This is a genomic window from Pseudomonas sp. B34(2017) (genome assembly GCF_002112915.1).
Taxonomy (GTDB): domain Bacteria; phylum Pseudomonadota; class Gammaproteobacteria; order Pseudomonadales; family Pseudomonadaceae; genus Aquipseudomonas; species Aquipseudomonas pharyngis.
In genome coordinates this window covers 240,084-257,024 of the sequence record NZ_NEJA01000003.1, presented here as the reverse complement: position 1 = coordinate 257,024, position 16,941 = coordinate 240,084, and the positions used below count along the sequence as shown (strand labels likewise).

Here is a 16,941-nt window from a genome sequence, read left to right as displayed (position 1 = left end):
CGCGCCCGGCTGACCGGGCGTTTACCGCCATTATGGATTAACGCTGTCTTTCAACGATTTGCCTGGCTTGAACGCAACGGTGTTGCTGGCCTTGATCTTCACCGGTTCACCGGTTTGCGGGTTTTTGCCGGTGCGGGCACCGCGGTGGCGTTGCAGGAAGGTGCCGAAGCCCACCAGCGTGACGCTGTCCTTGCGGTGCAGGGCGCCGGTGATTTCTTCGAGAACGGCGTTGAGAACGCGGTTGGCCTGCTCTTTGGTCAGATCCGCTTTTTCAGCGATTGCAGCGGCGAGTTCTGGTTTACGCATTAGTGAAGCCCCTTTGACGGTTTTTTGTTGTTATGTCCGTGCTGTTCTCGTTGGAACAGCGCCCAAGGCGCCGCAGGCTCTACTCTGCGGCAGACGGGAGTGAGGATGGCACGCGGTTAAAGGCGGCGCCAGTCTCCCCGCGACGTTTGTGGGGGCAAAAGCGGGGTGATTCCGACAGAACGACCGGTATTTACGCCAGCAAGGCCGGAAGCTGTTTGTTCAGTGCGAGTTTTTCCATCACCGCCGCGCCGGTCAGGGCGTAACCGAGCAATTGCCCGTCTGCGTCGTGGCACAGCACCTTGATGTCGGCGCCCTGCCCTTCGACCGTCCAGACGCCTTCGCGGCCCCGTGGCGGCGGGGAAACCACCAGCGGGCAGACCGGGGTTTTCACGGTGATCGGCATCGGTCCGTAGTTCACCACGGTCGGGTTGCCGGCCAGGGTCTGTGCCAGCGCTCGCGCACAACTCATGAGGGGCATGACGTACAGAAGATTCAGCCCGTTGACCTCGGCGCAGTCGCCCAGGGCGTAAATGTTGGCGTGAGAGGTTTGCAGATGACGGTCGACCACCATGCCGCGATTGGTCTGGATGCCGGCTGCTGCGGCCAGATCGATCCGCGGGCGCAGGCCGATGGCCGAGACCACCACATCGCAAGGGATGACCTGGCCGTCGGACAGGTGTGCTTCCAGCCCATCCGCGACTTTTTGCAGACGGGTCAGCACCGGGCCGAGATGGAAACGCGCACCGAGGCTTTCCAACCCGGCCTGCACCGCAGCCGCCGCAGCGGGATGCAGCAGGGTCGGCATCACCTGCTCGCACGGTGCAACCAGTTGCACCTCGTAGCCACCCAGAATCAGGTCATTGGCGAACTCGCAGCCGATCAGTCCGGCGCCGAGCAGCAACACTCGGCGCTTGCCAGCGGCTGCGGCGCGAAAGCGCGCGTAGTCTTCGAGATCGTTGATCGGGAACACCAGATCCCCGCCGTCGCCTTCGATCGGCACACGTACGGTTTCCGCGCCCCAGGCGAGGATCAGGTCGCGATAGCTCACTGCTTCCTCGCCGATCCACAGCCGCTTGTGGCCCGGATCTATGCCGCTGATGCGGGTATGGGTGCGGATCTCGGCCTTCAACTGCTCGGCCATCGCGCCCGGCTCGGCCATGCTCAAGCCGTCGGCGTCCTTGTTCTTGCCGAAGCCGGTGGACAGCATCGGCTTGGAGTAGGAGCGACCGTCATCGGCGGTAATCAGCAGCAACGGGGTTTCGCCATCGAATTTGCGAAACTCGCGAGCCAGGTTGTAACCCGCAAGCCCGGTGCCAACGATTACGACAGGTGCGCTCATGCCCTACTCCTCAGTGTTTTCTCAGTTGATTTCGATCATTTCGAAGTCCATCTTGCCGACGCCGCAGTCCGGGCACAGCCAGTCTTCCGGCACGTCCTGCCACAGGGTGCCCGGCGCAATGCCGTCATCCGGCCAGCCGTCGGCTTCGTTGTAAATCAGGCCGCAGACCACACATTGCCACTTTTTCATTCAGGTACTTCCTCAGGGTTCAGGCTTTAACCGGCGCGGACGGTCGATGGTGCAGCGCTGCCGTCCGGCTCAGGGCGTTTTGTACTGATCGTGCCGGGCAGATGCAAGCCTGTTCGGCGCAGCGGCGACCCGGATCAATCAAACTCGCGGCTCGCCATGGTAAGCTCGCCGCCTCATTTGCTGCCAATAATGACTCATTGTGCAACACACAAACGCTCCGCTGTGGCGCCCGCAAAGCGAACTGACACCCCTCCCCGACACATCCACGCGCGACTGGCTGTTCGACGAAGGCTCCCTGACCCGCCGGCTGACGCGCCTGTCCGATGACGGCTTCAGCGTGACGCCGCTGTTCGAAGGCTGGCAGACCCTGCGAGACGACGAATGCGCCGCGCTGGACCTGGCCGAAGGCAGCGAGGGCTGGGTGCGCGAGGTGTATCTGCGCGGGCATGGCCAGGCCTGGGTGTTCGCCCGCAGCGTGGCGTCGCGCAGTGCCTTGCAGGGCGACGGCTTGCACATGGATGAACTGGGCAGCCGCTCGCTGGGCGAACTGCTGTTTTGCGATCACGCCTTCCAGCGCCGCGCCATCGAAGTCTGCCATTACCCGGAACACTGGTTGCCGGAAGGCTCCCGGGCTGCCGGCCTGTGGGGACGGCGTTCGCGTTTCGACCGTGATGCATTAAGCGTACTGGTGGCGGAGATTTTCCTGCCTACGCTGTGGGATGCCGTCCGCGCCCGTCCGGAGAACTGCTGATGTACCAAAGTCTGCTCAAATCCCTGAATCGCTTGAACCCGCGTGCCTGGGACTTCATCCAGCTGACCCGGATGGACAAGCCGATCGGCATTTACCTGCTGCTGTGGCCGACGCTCTGGGCGCTGTGGATTGCCGGCAAAGGCTCGCCGTCGCTGGCCAATATCGTGATTTTCGTCCTCGGCGTGGTGCTGACCCGTGCCGGCGGCTGCGTGATCAACGACTGGGCCGACCGCAAGGTCGACGGCCACGTCAAACGCACTGCGCAGCGACCTATCGCTGCCGGCAGGATCAGCTCGAAAGAGGCACTGGTGTTCTTCGCGCTGCTGATGGGCGTGAGTTTCCTGCTGGTGCTGTGCACCAACGCCGCGACCATCTGGCTGTCGCTGGGCGGTCTGGCGCTGGCGTTCACCTACCCGTTCATGAAGCGTTACACCTATTACCCGCAAGTGGTGCTGGGCGCGGCGTTCTCCTGGGGCATGCCGATGGCGTTCACCGCCGAAACCGGTGAGCTGCCGGCAACCGCCTGGCTGCTGTGGATCGCCAATCTGCTGTGGACGGTGGGCTACGACACTTATTACGCAATGACCGACCGCGACGATGACCTGAAGATCGGCGTGAAATCCACGGCGATCCTGTTCGGCGATGCAGACCGGGTGATCATCCTGACCTTGCAGGCGCTGTCGCTGGGCTGTCTGGTGCTGGCGGGGTCGAAATTCGAGCTGGGAATCTGGTTCCACCTCGGCCTGCTGGTAGCCGCCGGGTGCTACGCCTGGGAATTCTGGTACACCCGGGACCGGGACCGGATGCGTTGCTTCAAGGCGTTCCTGCACAACCATTGGGCCGGTTTGGCGATTTTCGTAGGGATCGTGCTGGATTACGCGTTGCGCTGATCTCAAGAAATCGCGGCCCGAGGCAATGCCTGCGGGCCGCGATCCTGATTCACTGCCAATGAATTACTTGTGCTCGTGAACCACGTGCCACACGTCCTTCATGCCATCGCCCTTCATTTCTCCGGGCTTCTCGTCCTTCACGAAGGTGTACAGCGGCTTGCCGTCGTAGGCGTACTGCATCATGCCGTCATCGCGTTTGATGACTGTCCATTTACCTTCAGCCTTGGCATCCGCCGGCGCCATCAACGGCGGCCAGTTCTTGGCGCAATCGTCGTTGCACATCGACTTGCCGCCACTGTCCTTGTCGAACGTGTAAAGCGTCATGCCCTTGTGGTCGACCATCATTCCGTCTTTCATCATGGCCGGCTCGGCCGCCATCGCCAGTCCGGGCAGAGTCAGGGCAGCAGCCATCAGCAAAGCCTTAAAGGAAGCAGTCATTTGAGTCATGGAAACCTTCTCTTGTGGTTGTCAGGATTCGGACTTAGAGCTTAGTTCAGGATTCGCACAATCGCCGCCGGACTAAAATACTGTCACACGACTGCAATAATTCCGTTATCTAATGCGGCGCAAGACAGTTAAATGACAAGAGGATTAAGGCATGGTTGGCAGGAGCATTCTGATCGTCGACGACGAAGCGCCCATTCGCGAAATGATCGCCGTTGCGTTGGAAATGGCCGGCTATGACTGCCTCGAGGCAGAGAACTCGCAGCAGGCCCACGCCATCATCGTCGACCGCAAACCGGACCTGATCCTGCTCGACTGGATGCTGCCCGGCACTTCCGGCATCGAGCTGGCCCGCCGCCTCAAGCGTGACGAGCTGACCGGGGACATCCCGATCATCATGCTCACTGCCAAGGGCGAAGAGGACAACAAGATCCAGGGCCTGGAAGTCGGCGCCGACGACTACATCACCAAACCGTTTTCCCCCCGCGAACTGGTGGCACGCCTCAAGGCCGTGCTGCGTCGCGCCGGCCCGACCGATGGCGAAGCGCCGATCGAAGTCGGCGGCCTGCTGCTCGACCCGATCAGCCACCGCGTGACCATCGATGGCCGTCCGGCCGAGATGGGCCCGACCGAATACCGCCTGCTGCAATTCTTCATGACCCACCAGGAACGCGCCTACACCCGTGGCCAGTTGCTGGACCAGGTCTGGGGCGGCAACGTCTATGTTGAAGAGCGCACCGTCGACGTGCACATCCGGCGCCTGCGCAAGGCTCTCGGCGACGCCTACGAAAATCTGGTACAAACCGTGCGCGGCACCGGCTACCGGTTCTCCACCAAAGCATAAATAGGCAGCTGCAAGCTTCTAGCTACAAGCGGCAAGTAAAAGCCGATCCGCTTTAGCTTGAAGCTTGCAGCTCGACACTCGACGCTGCGTTTAAGGACGTTCCGTGAACCAAAACTGGCATGGCACCCTGATTCGCCACATGCTGTTGCTGGTCACCGGCTGCCTGGTGATCGGCCTGATCACCGGCTACTACGGCTGGAGCCTGGCGGCGGGCTTGGGCCTTTATCTGGCCTGGACGCTCAAGCAACTGCTGCGCCTGCACGAATGGCTGCGCCTGCACCAACCCGATGAAGCACCGCCCGACGGCTACGGCCTGTGGGGCGAGGTGTTCGACAGCATCTACCACCTGCAACGCCGCGACCAACGGGTACGCGGACGCCTGCAAGCGGTGATCGACCGCGTTCAGGAGTCCACCGCCGCGCTGAAAGACGCGGTGATCATGCTCGACAGCGACGGCAACCTGGAGTGGTGGAACCGCGCCGCCGAAACCCTGCTCGGCCTCAAGACCCCGCAGGACAGCGGCCAACCGGTAACCAACCTGGTCCGCCATCCGCGTTTCAAGGAATACTTCGAGCAGGAAAGCTACGCCGAGCCGCTGGAAATCCCTTCGCCGACCAACGATCGCGTACGCATCCAGCTGTACCTCACGCGGTACGGCAACAACGAGCACCTGATGCTGGTCCGCGACGTCACGCGCATCCATCAGTTGGAACAGATGCGCAAGGACTTCATCGCCAACGTCTCCCATGAGCTGCGCACCCCACTGACGGTGATCTGCGGCTACCTGGAAACCCTGCTCGACAACGTCGAGGAAGTGAACCCGCGCTGGAGCCGTGCCCTGCAGCAGATGCAGCAACAGGGCGGACGCATGCAGACCCTGCTCAACGACCTGCTGCTGCTGGCCAAGCTGGAAGCCACCGACTACCCGTCGGACAACCAGCCGGTGCACATCGACACCCTGTTGCAGTCGATCAAGAGCGACGCGCAGCAGCTGTCAGGATCGAAGAATCAGAAAATCACCCTGGAAGCCGACACCAGCATTCTGCTCAAGGGCAGCGAGGCGGAACTGCGCAGTGCGTTTTCCAACCTGGTGTTCAACGCGGTCAAATACACCCCGGCCGAAGGCAATATCAGCATTCGCTGGTGGGGCGACGATCAAGGCGCACACCTCAGCGTGCAGGATTCCGGGATCGGCATCGACAGCAAACACCTGCCGCGCCTGACCGAACGCTTCTACCGCGTCGACTCCAGCCGCAACTCCAACACCGGCGGCACCGGCCTGGGCCTGGCCATCGTCAAACACGTGCTGCTGCGCCATCGCGCACGGATGGAGATCAGCAGCGTGCCCGGTCATGGCAGCACCTTCACCTGCCATTTCGCCCCGGCGCAGGTCGCTCAGGCACGGGTCATCAGCGCCACTGAGTAATGCCGGACTAGGCAATCGCCAGGTCAGCCGCTACATTGGCTGACTTGCGCCTGCCTTTCAGGTGCGGATTTTTCTTTCTTTCGAATCACACGGAACCCGCAAAACTCCATCATGGACCCTTCCCCTGGCTTGTCCCTCGCAACAATATTCGCCGATTTCGGCATGATTCTTTTCGCTCTGATCCTGGTTCTGCTCAACGGCTTCTTCGTTGCGGCGGAATTCGCCATGGTCAAACTGCGCTCGACCCGGGTCGAAGCCATCGCTGAACAGCACGGCTGGCGCGGGCACATCCTGCGCACGGTGCACAGTCAGCTCGATGCTTACCTCTCGGCGTGCCAGCTCGGTATCACCCTCGCCTCCCTCGGCCTGGGCTGGGTCGGCGAGCCGGCGTTCGCGCACATTCTCGAACCGCTGCTGAGCGCGGTCGGCGTGCAGTCGGCGGAAGTCGTCAAAGGCATCTCGTTCTTCACCGCGTTCTTCATCATTTCGTACCTGCACATCGTGGTCGGCGAGCTCGCACCCAAATCCTGGGCGATCCGCAAACCCGAGCTGCTGTCGCTGTGGACGGCGGTGCCGCTGTACCTGTTCTACTGGGCCATGTACCCGGCGATCTACCTGCTCAACGCCAGCGCCAACACCATCCTGCGCATTGCAGGACAAGGTGAACCCGGCCCGCATCACGAGCACCATTACAGCCGTGAAGAACTGAAACTGATCCTGCACTCCAGCCGTGGTCAGGACCCGAGCGACCAGGGCATGCGCGTGCTGGCCTCGGCGGTGGAAATGGGCGAACTGGAAGTGGTCGACTGGGCCAACTCCCGGGAAGACCTGATTACCCTCGAATTCAACGCCCCGCTGAAAGAAATCCTGGCGATGTTCCGTCGCCACAAGTTCAGCCGTTATCCGGTGTACGACAGCGAGCGCAAGGAGTTCGTCGGCCTGCTGCACATCAAGGATCTGCTGCTGGAGCTGGCGGCGCTGGATCACATTCCCGAGTCGTTCAACCTCGCCGAACTGACCCGCCCGCTGGAACGCGTGTCGCGGCACATGCCGCTGTCGCAGCTGCTGGAACAGTTCCGCAAGGGCGGCTCGCACTTCGCTGTGGTTGAAGAAGCCGACGGCAACATCATCGGCTACCTGACCATGGAAGACGTGCTGGAAGTTCTGGTCGGCGACATCCAGGACGAACACCGCAAGGCCGAGCGCGGCATCCTCGCCTACCAGCCGGGCAAGTTGCTGGTGCGGGGCGATACGCCGCTGTTCAAGGTCGAGCGCCTGCTGGGGATCGACCTGGATCACATCGAAGCCGAAACCCTCGCCGGGCTGATCTACGAAACCCTGAAACGGGTGCCGGAAGAGGAAGAAGTGCTGGAAGTCGAAGGCCTGCGGATCATCATCAAAAAGATGAAAGGTCCGAAGATCATTCTGGCCAAGGTGCTGATGCTCGACTGACGGGGTTTACTGCTTGCCCAGCGCAAAGTTGGGCAACGCCCCCAGCGGCCGGTTGAACTGATACGGAATCGACACCAGCCCCATCCCGGTATTGCGCTGCACCACGAAGTGCAGGTGCGGGCCGCTGCTGTTGCCGGTGTTGCCGGACAGCGCCAGCGGACTGCCCACCGCCACTCGCTGCCCCTCGCGCACACTCACCGACCCTTGTTTGAGATGCAGGTACACGCCCATCGTGCCGTCGTCGTGCAGGATCCGCACGAAGTTGCCGGACGGATCCGTGCCGCGTCCGTTCTGGGAATTCTCGGTCTTCACCACCACCCCGGCGCGCGCCGCGATGATCGGCGTGCCGACCGGCATGGCAATGTCCATCGCGTATTTGTTCTTCGGCCCGAAGTGGCTGTAATCACCATTGGCGCCCTGACTCAGGCGAAACGGCCCGCCACGCCATGGAAACGGATAACGATAGCCCTGAGCCGCGCCAGCCGGATCGCCGAGGGAATACTGGAACATCGGCGTGTACACCAGCGGTTTGCCACCGGATACCGGCGTCAGCAACGCCAGCCGCGTATTGCTGCGCGCCGGCAGCACCCGGCGAATCGTTTGCGCCGGTGCGCCGCGCACGTTGCTCATCCCGGTAAACGCCAGGGCAACCTCGACCGGCGCATACAGGTCGTTGCGCACGAACACCACGTCCGCGCCCTTCTGCTTCTTGATGTCGAGATAGACCTGGCGCTCCAGGCGCTCGACCATCCGGTCCTGAAACACGAACACCTGGGAGCCTTTGCTCGGACGGTCGCTGTACGAAACCACTCCGTTGGCATCGGTGGATTTGTAGATCGTCATGGCCACCGTCGAGGTGGAGGCCATGAACAGACCACAGAAAAACAGCAGGCGCAGGGGCATGGGCAAAAGTTCTGTCGAGTAAGGCCTGGGAATGAGCCTAGCAGCTGAAGCAGACCAGGCTAGTCGACAGATGTTTCAAAATGGCAGGTGCAGGAGATGATCGTCCCCACGCTCTGCGTGGGGACGCAGAGCGTCCCTTGAGGCATTCCCACGCGGAGCGTGGGAACGATCAGCGTAAAACGACGCTTACGCGCCCGGAACGAAGTGCTTCTGCGCCGTGCCGCGGGCGATCAGGCGGGAGATGTAGTCGAGCTTCTGCGCGTCCTGGTCGACGAAGCGGAAGGTCAGTTGCAGCCAGTCGCTGTCGGGTTTCGGTTCGTGGGCAACGACGGCGTGCAGGTAGCCGTTGAGACGGGCGATTTCGGCGTTGTCGCCCTGCTCCAGATCGAGCACGGCGCTGTCGAGGATCTGCGGCAGGGTGTCGGTGCGTTTCACCACCAGCAGCGCTTCCTTGATGCTCAGGGCCTTGATCACGCATTGCTGGGTGCCGCTTGGCAGGCGCAGTTGACCCTGACCGCGACCGCCGGCCGGAGCGCTGGAGGCTGCCGGGGCTTTCACAGGCGGGCTGTTGAGCAGGCCACGCTGTGGCGCGGCGGCAGGTGCCGGGGCCGCAGCGGCAGGCTTGGCAAACGGATTCACTGCCGCAGCCGTCGGTGGAGAACCAACCACGGCAGCCTTGCCACCGGTCAACGCGCTCAGGGAGTCGTTGCCGAACGCCGAGTTCATCTTGGTCGGGGCGCTGTTCATCAGGGTGTCGAGTTTGCCGACCTTGTTCAGGGCCTGCTTGACCTTGGTCAGCAGTTGCTCGTTGGTGAACGGCTTGCTGACGTAACCGGTAACGCCGGCCTGGATCGCCTGCACGACGTTTTCCTTGTCGCCCCGGCTGGTGACCATGATGAATGGCATGGTCTTGAGGTTGTCCTGCTCACGGCACCAGGTCAGCAGTTCGAGACCGGACATTTCCGGCATTTCCCAGTCGCACAGCACCAGGTCGAAGGCTTCCTTGGCCAGCATGGCCTGAGCCTTCTTGCCATTGATGGCGTCCTCGGTGCGGATCCCCGGGAAGTAATTACGCAGGCACTTTTTCACCAGGTCACGAATGAACGATGCATCGTCCACGACCAACACACTGATCTTGCTCATCCAACACCCCTATTAAAATCCCGGCAAGCATAACGCTGGCTGATGGCACATTGCCAAAACTCTTCAGTCACGCCGGGACTTTTCGTTCGCGGGTGCTGCTTTTTATTTCGGTTCTGCCTATGAGAAGCAGAAACAAAAACGCCCGGCCAAAGGGCCGGGCGCTTTTCTCAGGCAATCTTACTTATCGTCAGCATCGCCCGGAACATTAGCGGTTTCGCCACTTGTCCCTTCAACTTCTTCCTTCATGCGCTTGAGGCCCATGTGCCGCACATCGGTGCCGCGCACCAGATAAATCACAAGCTCCGAGATGTTGCGCGCGTGGTCGCCGATCCGCTCCAGCGAACGCAGCACCCAGATAATGCTCAAGACCCGCGAGATAGAGCGTGGGTCTTCCATCATGTAGGTCGCCAGCTCGCGCAGGGCGGTCTTGTATTCGCGGTCGATGATCTTGTCGTACTGCGCCACCGACAACGCCAGGTCGGCGTCGAAGCGTGCAAAGGCGTCCAGCGCATCGCGGACCATGTTGCGCACCTGGTCGCCGATGTGGCGAACCTCGACGTAACCGCGCGGCGCTTCGCCTTCTTCGCACAACTGGATCGCACGGCGGGCGATCTTGGTCGCTTCGTCGCCGATACGCTCCAGGTCGATCACCGACTTGGAGATGCTGATGATCAGACGCAGGTCGGAGGCCGCCGGCTGACGACGGGCCAGAATGCGCAGGCATTCTTCGTCGATGTTGCGTTCCATCTGGTTGATCTGGTCGTCGATCTCGCGCACTTGCTGGGCCAGGCCCGAGTCGGCCTCGATCAGCGCGGTGACCGCGTCGTTGACCTGCTTCTCGACCAGCCCGCCCATGGCCAGCAGGTGGCTGCGCACTTCTTCCAGTTCGGCGTTGAACTGCGCGGAAATGTGATGAGTGAGGCCTTCTTTGGAAATCATGCGTTCGCTCCGAAAAAGCGTTTAACCAAGAGCTGCAAGCTACGAGCTGCAAGCTGTTATGTGGTGTTCCCTGCCGCATCGCTTCTAACTTGCCGCTTGAAGCTTGCCGCTTGCAGCTGTACGGCTAGCCGTATCGCCCTGTGATGTAGTCTTCGGTCTGCTTCTTGGCCGGATTGGTGAACAGGGTATCGGTGTCGCCGAATTCCACCAGTTTGCCCATGTACATGAACGCCGTGTAGTCGGACACCCGCGCCGCCTGTTGCATGTTGTGGGTAACGATGACGATGGTGAACTTGGATTTGAGCTCGTAGATCAGCTCTTCGACTTTCAGGGTCGAGATCGGGTCAAGTGCCGAGCACGGTTCGTCGAGCAGCAGCACTTCCGGTTCCACGGCGATGGTGCGGGCGATCACCAGACGCTGCTGCTGACCACCGGACAGGCCGAGGGCCGAGTCATGCAGACGGTCTTTCACTTCGTCCCACAGGGCCGCACCTTTCAGTGCCCACTCGACGGCTTCGTCGAGGATGCGCTTCTTGTTGATGCCCTGGATGCGCAGGCCGTAGACCACGTTTTCGTAGATGGTCTTGGGGAACGGGTTAGGCTTCTGGAACACCATGCCGACCCGGCGACGCAGCTCGGCCACGTCTTCGCCCTTGCGGTAGATATTGTTGCCGTACAGGTTGATCGCGCCTTCGACACGGCAGCCGTCCACCAGGTCGTTCATGCGGTTGAAGGTACGCAGCAGCGTGGACTTGCCGCAGCCGGACGGGCCGATGAAGGCGGTCACGCGCTGTTTCGGGATGTTCATGCTGACGTCGAACAGCGCCTGTTTCTCGCCGTAGTACAGGCTCAGGCCCGGTACTTCGATGGCCACGGTTTCCTGCTCGAGGTTCAGGCTCTGCTTGTCGCGGCCCAGGGCAGACATGTTGATGCCGTGGGTATGTGTTTCGTGCTGCATGGGTCTCACTCCGTTCGTAGCTGCAAGCTTCTAGCTGCAAGCTGCAAGTTTGAGCAAAAGCGGCTTGTAGCTTGCCGCTTGTGGCTAATGGCTTTAGCTGTCTAGAGCTTTGTACTTCTCGCGCAGGTGGTTACGGATGTACACCGCCGACAGGTTCAGGGTGGCGATCACCAGCACCAGCAACAGCGCCGTGGCGTACACCAGCGGCCGCGCGGCCTCGACGTTCGGGCTCTGGAAGCCGACGTCGTAGATGTGGAAGCCCAGGTGCATGATCTTCTGATCCAGGTGCAGGTACGGGTAGTTGCCGTCCACCGGCAGCGACGGCGCCAGTTTCACCACACCCACCAGCATCAGCGGCGCCACTTCACCGGCGGCGCGAGCCACGGCGAGGATCATGCCGGTCATCATGGCCGGACTGGCCATCGGCAGAACGATCTTCCACAGGGTTTCAGCCTTGGTCGCACCGAGGGCCAGCGAGCCCTCACGCACGGTGCGCGGGATACGCGCCAGACCTTCTTCGGTGGCCACGATCACCACCGGCACCGCCAGCAGCGCCAGGGTCAACGAAGCCCAGAGCAGACCCGGCGTACCGAAGGTCGGTGCCGGCAGCGCTTCCGGGAAGAACAGACGGTCGAGCGAGCCACCGAGCACGTAGACGAAGAAGCCCAGACCGAACACGCCGTAAACAATCGCCGGAACACCCGCCAGGTTGTTCACCGCGATCCGGATCACCCGGGTCAGGGTGTTCTGCTTGGCGTATTCACGCAGGTACACCGCCGCCAACACGCCGAACGGGGTCACGATCATCGCCATGATCAGGGTCATCATCACGGTGCCGAAGATCGCCGGGAAAATCCCGCCTTCGGTGTTCGCTTCACGCGGGTCGTCGGACAGGAATTCCCAGACCTTGCTGAAGTAGAAACCGATCTTGGTGAACGTCCCCATCGCGTTCGGCTGGTAGGCGTGAACCACTTTACCCAGGCCGATTTCGATTTCCTTGCCGTTCGCATCACGAGCGGTCAAAGCGTCACGGTTGAACTGGGCGTGCAGGTCGGCCAGACGGGCTTCGATGTCCTGATAGCGGGCGTTCAGCTCGGCGCGCTCGGATTCCATGTCCGCTTGCGCGGTGGCGTCGAGCTTGCCTTCCAGTTCCAGCTTGCGACCGTGCAGACGGATGCGCTCGAGGCCGGCGTTGATCGCACCGATATCGACTTTTTCCAGAGTCTTGAGCTGGGCGGCAAGTTTGTTCACGCGATCGATCCGCGCTTGCAGCTCAGGCCAGGCGGCTTCGCCTTCGGCGATCACCTTGCCGTCCTGTTTGACGTTGACCAGGTAGCCGTAGAAGTTGCCCCACTCACGACGCTCCAGCGCCATCAGCTCCGGCGGATTCTTCTGGTCGGTCAGCCACTCGCCGACGATCCAGGTGAAGTCGTTGCCGTTCAGGTCACGGTTGCCGACCTTGATCAGCTCGCGGGTCATGAATTCCGGACCTTCGTCCGGCACCGGCAGGCCGGCGCTCTTCAGACGGGCGCGCGGCACTTCTTCTTTCTGCACCACCTCGCCCACGACCAGATGCTGACCTTGGCCCGGTACGTCATAGCTGGCGTGGATCAGATCCGCCGGCCAGAAGTGACCCAGACCGCGCACGGCGATCACCGCCAGCAGGCCAATGGTCATGATGACCGCGATGGACACCGCGCCGCCGCTGATCCAGACGCCCGGGGCGCCGCTCTTGAACCATCCTTTCAGGGAGTTCTGTTTCACAGACTTCTACCTTTGCTTAAAGCGACGAGTATTTCTTGCGCAGACGCTGACGAATCAGTTCCGCGAGGGTGTTCATGACGAAGGTGAACAACAGCAGCACCAGCGCCGAGAGGAACAGCACGCGGTAGTGGCTGCCGCCGACTTCCGACTCCGGCATTTCCACCGCGACGTTGGCGGCCAGGGTGCGCAGGCCTTCGAACAGGTTCATTTCCATGACCGGGGTGTTGCCGGTGGCCATCAGCACGATCATGGTTTCGCCGACCGCACGGCCCATGCCGATCATCAGCGCCGAGAAAATGCCCGGACTGGCAGTCAGGATCACCACGCGAGTCATGGTCTGCCACGGCGTGGCACCGAGGGCCAGCGAGCCCAGGGTCAGGCCGCGCGGCACGCTGAACACGGCGTCTTCGGCGATCGAGTAGATGTTCGGGATCACCGCAAAACCCATGGCCAGACCGACCACCAGAGCGTTGCGCTGGTCGTAGGTGATGCCCAGGTCGTGAGAGATCCACATGCGCATGTCACCGCCGAAGAACCAGTTCTCCATGAACGGGCTCATGTACAGCGACAGCCAGCCCACGAACAGGATCACCGGAATCAGCAGTGCACTTTCCCAGCCGTCCGGGACTTTCAGGCGGATCGATTCAGGCAGGCGGCTGAAGGTGAAACCGGCGATCAGAATGCCGATCGGCAGCAGCATCAGCAGGCTGAAGATGCCCGGCAGATGCCCTTCTACATAAGGCGCGAGGAACAGACCGGCGAAGAAGCCGAGGATCACCGTCGGCATCGCTTCCATCAGCTCGATCACCGGTTTGACCTTGCGGCGCATGCCCGGGGCCATGAAGTACGCGGTGTAGATCGCAGCGGCGACGGCCAGCGGTGCCGCCAGCAGCATCGCGTAGAACGCAGCTTTCAGGGTGCCGAAGGTCAGTGGCGACAGGCTCAGTTTCGGTTCGAAATCGGTGTTGGCCGCAGTCGATTGCCAGACGTATTTAGGCTCGTCGTAGTTCTCGTACCAGACCTTGCTCCACAGCGCGCTCCACGAGACTTCCGGGTGCGGGTTGTCGAGCAGCAACGGCTGCAGCTTGCCGCCGGCTTCGACGATCACGCGGTTGGCGCGCGGCGACAGGCCGAACAGGCCTTGGCCTTCGACGACCTGATCAACCAGTAAGGTGCGGTGCGCGGTGCTGTGGAACACGCCGAGCTTGCCGCTGGCATCCAGGGCCAGGAAGCCCTTGCGACGTTCTTCGGCGGAAATTTCAACGATCGGCGTGGTGCCCATCTGGAAGGTGCGGATCTGCTTCAGGCGCAGCTCGCCATCGGTGTCGCGGGCCATGAACCACTGGGCCAGGCCACCCTTGGAGTCACCGACGATCAGCGAGATACCACCGACCAGTTGCGTAGTCGCAGTGACTTCAGCGTCAGCGTTTTCCAGCAGCTTGTAGCGACCGTTGAGGCTCTTGTCGCGCAGGCTGAACACGTCGGCCTGAGCACGCCCGTTGACCACGTACAGCCATTGCTGGCGCGGGTCGACGAAGATGTTTTTTACGGGCTCGGTCATCTGCGGCAGATCGATACGCTTCTGCTCGTTGGTGACTTCGCCGGTCATCATGTTTTCTTCGCTGGTCAGCGACAGCACATTCAGTTGCGAACCGGTGGAGCCGACCAGCATCAGGGTCGAATCGGTGGCATTGAGGCTGACGTGCTCCAGCGCACCGCCACTTTCGTTCAGCGCGATCGGTGTCTCGCCGTACGGATACTCGATGGCCGGGGTGATGGTCTTCTTGCCATCCGGGTAGCTGACTTTATAAGTGTGACGGAACACCAGCGCCTGGCCGTTGGACAGGCCCACGGCCACCAGCGGATGGCCCGGCTGGTCTTCGCCGATGGAGGTCACACTGGCGCCTGCCGGCAGGGGCAGATCGACGCGCTTCAATTCAGCGCCACTGTCGATGTCGAAGAACAGCGCCTGGCCCTTGTCGGAAACGCGCATGGCCACCTGATTCTGCTCTTCGAGCGAAATCATCAGCGGCTTGCCGGCGTCCTGCATCCAGGCCGGGGTGAGTGCATCTTTCGCGGTCAGGTCGGCACCCTTGAACAGCGGCGCGACCACGTAGGCGAGGAAGAAGAAGATCAGGGTGATGGCTGCCAGTACCGCCAGACCGCCGACGAGGACGTACCAGCGGGTGAAGCGATCCTTGAGCGCGCGAATGCGGCGCTTGCGTTGCAACTCAGGCGTATTGAAGTCAATGCGCTTGGGAGGGTTCGTAGTCATTTTGGAATTGGCCAGATCATTCATGCGCACACCCTAGCGATCCTGTATGACAGAAAGATGACAATGCAGTGACGCACCAAATCCGCCGCCAGCAGGGCACTGGCAGTGGATAGAAGAATTCGGGGAGTGTGGGGGCCAGGCCGCTTGCGGGCCGGGCCCCACACGTGAGTCAGGCGGGGTTCACCCCTGACTCAGTTTGTTACTTTTTTGCGACTTCAGCGCCGCCTTCCTGCAGACCCAGGTCAGCCAGTGCTTTCGCAGCAACCTTGGCCGGCAGTGGGATGTAACCGTCTTTCACGACCACTTCCTGACCCTGTTTCGACAGAATCAGTTTCACGAACTCGGCTTCCAGCGGGGCCAGAGGCTTGTTCGGGGCCTTGTTGACGTATACGTACAGGAAACGCGACAGCGGGTACTTGCCGTTCAGGGCGTTTTCTTCGGTGTCTTCGATGAAGTCCGAGCTGCCTTTCTTGGCCAGGGCCACGGTTTTCACGCTGGCGGTCTTGTAGCCGATGCCCGAGTAACCGATGCCGTTCAGCGAGGAGCTGATCGACTGCACGACCGAAGCCGAGCCTGGTTGTTCGTTGACGTTAGGCTTGTAGTCGCCTTTGCACAGGGCTTCTTCCTTGAAGTAGCCGTAGGTGCCGGATACCGAGTTACGGCCAAACAGCTGAACCGGCTTGTTCGCCAGGTCGCCGGTCACGCCCAGGTCGCCCCAGGTTTTCACGTCGGCTTTGGCGCCGCACAGACGGGTGGACGAGAAGATTGCGTCAACCTGTTCCATGGTCAGGTGCTGGATCGGGTTGTCCTTGTGTACGAAGACAGCCAGGGCGTCCACGGCAACCGGGATAGCGGTTGGCTTGTAGCCGTATTTCTGTTCGAAGGCCGCCAGTTCGGTGTCCTTCATCTTGCGGCTCATCGGGCCCAGGTTGGAGGTGCCTTCAGTCAGCGCAGGTGGTGCGGTGGCGGAGCCAGCGGCCTGAATCTGGATGTTTACGTTCGGGTATTCTTTTTTGTAGTTCTCAGCCCAGAGGGTCATGAGGTTGGCCAGGGTATCGGAGCCGACGCTGGACAGGTTGCCCGACACACCAGTGGTCTTGGTGTAGCTCGGGATCGCAGGGTCAACAGCGGCAACCGCGTTGGCAGTCGCAACGCCAGCAGCGACAAAAGTCATTGCCGCCATCAAACGCTTCAGTTTCATGCCTTACTCCTAGCAGATAGGGTGTGTTAAGTCGGGGCCAAGTATCAGCAGGCCGTGTGAACACTCTATGGCTGAAATATGACAATTGGATGAAAGGCCAGCATCCGAGGTGTCGCA

16 protein-coding genes are annotated in these 16,941 nt (G+C 61.5%); 5 read left to right on the top strand and 11 right to left on the bottom strand.

All coding sequences use genetic code 11. The features are described from left to right. Window positions 1-30: 30 nt before the first annotated feature. The 3 genes from CAF80_RS10775 to CAF80_RS10765 all read right to left on the bottom strand — a co-directional run bounded on the left by CAF80_RS10775 (window position 31) and on the right by CAF80_RS10765 (window position 1,834). Window positions 31-306 carry an HU family DNA-binding protein gene (locus tag CAF80_RS10775; protein WP_003213368.1) on the bottom strand — a complete coding sequence of 92 codons (276 nt, stop codon included), beginning with the start codon at window positions 304-306 and terminating at the stop codon, window positions 31-33. Window positions 307-496: 190 nt separating this feature from the next. Next, window positions 497-1,645, bottom strand: coding sequence for an NAD(P)/FAD-dependent oxidoreductase (locus tag CAF80_RS10770; protein WP_074689930.1), 1,149 nt, complete (start codon window positions 1,643-1,645; stop codon window positions 497-499). A gap of 21 nt (window positions 1,646-1,666) precedes the next feature. Next, the gene (locus tag CAF80_RS10765) at window positions 1,667-1,834 is read right to left on the bottom strand and encodes a rubredoxin (RefSeq protein ID WP_007954349.1); all 168 of its coding nucleotides are present in this window, start codon (window positions 1,832-1,834) and stop codon (window positions 1,667-1,669) included. A gap of 199 nt (window positions 1,835-2,033) precedes the next feature. Here CAF80_RS10765 and CAF80_RS10760 point away from each other — a divergent pair, with 199 nt between their 5' ends. Together CAF80_RS10760 and ubiA are read left to right on the top strand one after the other, a co-directional pair. Beyond that, the gene (locus CAF80_RS10760) at window positions 2,034-2,585 is read left to right on the top strand and encodes a chorismate lyase (RefSeq protein WP_074689928.1); all 552 of its coding nucleotides are present in this window, start codon (window positions 2,034-2,036) and stop codon (window positions 2,583-2,585) included. After that, window positions 2,585-3,475: a 4-hydroxybenzoate octaprenyltransferase gene (ubiA, locus tag CAF80_RS10755; RefSeq protein WP_074689927.1), complete on the top strand. Its 891-nt coding sequence runs from the start codon at window positions 2,585-2,587 to the stop codon at window positions 3,473-3,475. The genes CAF80_RS10760 and ubiA overlap by 1 nt, the downstream gene beginning before the upstream one ends. 63 nt (window positions 3,476-3,538) lie before the next feature. Here ubiA and CAF80_RS10750 read toward each other — a convergent pair whose 3' ends face one another. Further along, complete coding sequence (locus tag CAF80_RS10750) at window positions 3,539-3,922, bottom strand: hypothetical protein (protein WP_064600493.1); 384 nt, start codon at window positions 3,920-3,922, stop codon at window positions 3,539-3,541. Window positions 3,923-4,073: 151 nt separating this feature from the next. Here CAF80_RS10750 and phoB point away from each other — a divergent pair, with 151 nt between their 5' ends. The 3 genes from phoB to CAF80_RS10735 all read left to right on the top strand — a co-directional run bounded on the left by phoB (window position 4,074) and on the right by CAF80_RS10735 (window position 7,641). Beyond that, the gene (phoB, locus tag CAF80_RS10745) at window positions 4,074-4,763 is read left to right on the top strand and encodes a phosphate regulon transcriptional regulator PhoB (protein ID WP_003229608.1); all 690 of its coding nucleotides are present in this window, start codon (window positions 4,074-4,076) and stop codon (window positions 4,761-4,763) included. Window positions 4,764-4,902: 139 nt separating this feature from the next. Continuing rightward, window positions 4,903-6,189 carry a phosphate regulon sensor histidine kinase PhoR gene (gene phoR, locus CAF80_RS10740; protein ID WP_254778420.1) on the top strand — a complete coding sequence of 429 codons (1,287 nt, stop codon included), beginning with the start codon at window positions 4,903-4,905 and terminating at the stop codon, window positions 6,187-6,189. Window positions 6,190-6,300: 111 nt separating this feature from the next. After that, window positions 6,301-7,641, top strand: coding sequence for a hemolysin family protein (locus tag CAF80_RS10735; protein WP_007954342.1), 1,341 nt, complete (start codon window positions 6,301-6,303; stop codon window positions 7,639-7,641). 6 nt (window positions 7,642-7,647) lie between these two features. On the opposite strand, the gene CAF80_RS10730 is transcribed toward CAF80_RS10735, so the two are convergent. From CAF80_RS10730 to CAF80_RS10700, 7 genes are all read right to left on the bottom strand, one after another. Continuing rightward, entirely contained in the window at window positions 7,648-8,544 is an 897-nt protein-coding gene (locus CAF80_RS10730; protein ID WP_039765119.1) for a M23 family metallopeptidase, read from the bottom strand. A 186-nt stretch (window positions 8,545-8,730) separates the two neighbouring features. Then, complete coding sequence (locus CAF80_RS10725; RefSeq protein WP_039765117.1) at window positions 8,731-9,687, bottom strand: response regulator; 957 nt, start codon at window positions 9,685-9,687, stop codon at window positions 8,731-8,733. A 177-nt stretch (window positions 9,688-9,864) separates the two neighbouring features. Further along, the gene (gene phoU, locus CAF80_RS10720) at window positions 9,865-10,626 is read right to left on the bottom strand and encodes a phosphate signaling complex protein PhoU (protein WP_007954334.1); all 762 of its coding nucleotides are present in this window, start codon (window positions 10,624-10,626) and stop codon (window positions 9,865-9,867) included. Window positions 10,627-10,750: 124 nt separating this feature from the next. Further along, entirely contained in the window at window positions 10,751-11,584 is an 834-nt protein-coding gene (gene pstB / locus CAF80_RS10715; protein ID WP_007954333.1) for a phosphate ABC transporter ATP-binding protein PstB, read from the bottom strand. 93 nt (window positions 11,585-11,677) lie between these two features. Continuing rightward, window positions 11,678-13,348, bottom strand: a complete 1,671-nt coding sequence (gene pstA / locus CAF80_RS10710) for a phosphate ABC transporter permease PstA (protein ID WP_011336614.1) — start codon at window positions 13,346-13,348, stop codon at window positions 11,678-11,680. 16 nt (window positions 13,349-13,364) lie between these two features. Next, entirely contained in the window at window positions 13,365-15,398 is a 2,034-nt protein-coding gene (locus tag CAF80_RS10705; protein WP_170844920.1) for an ABC transporter permease subunit, read from the bottom strand. Window positions 15,399-15,822: 424 nt separating this feature from the next. Beyond that, a complete protein-coding gene (locus CAF80_RS10700; protein ID WP_039765110.1) occupies window positions 15,823-16,824 on the bottom strand; it encodes a phosphate ABC transporter substrate-binding protein PstS in 1,002 nt (333 codons plus the stop codon). Window positions 16,825-16,941: the final 117 nt, after the last annotated feature.

Excerpts from the sequence above, each read along its gene's own strand:
- CAF80_RS10775 (WP_003213368.1), bottom strand. The coding sequence starts at position 306 with ATGCGTAAACCAGAACTCGCCGCTGCAATCGCTGAAAAAGCGGATCTG.
- CAF80_RS10770 (WP_074689930.1), bottom strand. The coding sequence starts at position 1,645 with ATGAGCGCACCTGTCGTAATCGTTGGCACCGGGCTTGCGGGTTACAAC.
- CAF80_RS10765 (WP_007954349.1), bottom strand. The coding sequence starts at position 1,834 with ATGAAAAAGTGGCAATGTGTGGTCTGCGGCCTGATTTACAACGAAGCC.
- ubiA (WP_074689927.1), top strand. The coding sequence starts at position 2,585 with ATGTACCAAAGTCTGCTCAAATCCCTGAATCGCTTGAACCCGCGTGCC.
- CAF80_RS10750 (WP_064600493.1), bottom strand. The coding sequence starts at position 3,922 with ATGACTCAAATGACTGCTTCCTTTAAGGCTTTGCTGATGGCTGCTGCC.
- phoB (WP_003229608.1), top strand. The coding sequence starts at position 4,074 with ATGGTTGGCAGGAGCATTCTGATCGTCGACGACGAAGCGCCCATTCGC.
- phoR (WP_254778420.1), top strand. The coding sequence starts at position 4,903 with ATGCTGTTGCTGGTCACCGGCTGCCTGGTGATCGGCCTGATCACCGGC.
- CAF80_RS10735 (WP_007954342.1), top strand. The coding sequence starts at position 6,301 with ATGGACCCTTCCCCTGGCTTGTCCCTCGCAACAATATTCGCCGATTTC.
- CAF80_RS10730 (WP_039765119.1), bottom strand. The coding sequence starts at position 8,544 with ATGCCCCTGCGCCTGCTGTTTTTCTGTGGTCTGTTCATGGCCTCCACC.
- CAF80_RS10725 (WP_039765117.1), bottom strand. The coding sequence starts at position 9,687 with ATGAGCAAGATCAGTGTGTTGGTCGTGGACGATGCATCGTTCATTCGT.
- phoU (WP_007954334.1), bottom strand. The coding sequence starts at position 10,626 with ATGATTTCCAAAGAAGGCCTCACTCATCACATTTCCGCGCAGTTCAAC.
- pstB (WP_007954333.1), bottom strand. The coding sequence starts at position 11,584 with ATGCAGCACGAAACACATACCCACGGCATCAACATGTCTGCCCTGGGC.
- CAF80_RS10705 (WP_170844920.1), bottom strand. The coding sequence starts at position 15,398 with ATGCAGGACGCCGGCAAGCCGCTGATGATTTCGCTCGAAGAGCAGAAT.
- CAF80_RS10700 (WP_039765110.1), bottom strand. The coding sequence starts at position 16,824 with ATGAAACTGAAGCGTTTGATGGCGGCAATGACTTTTGTCGCTGCTGGC.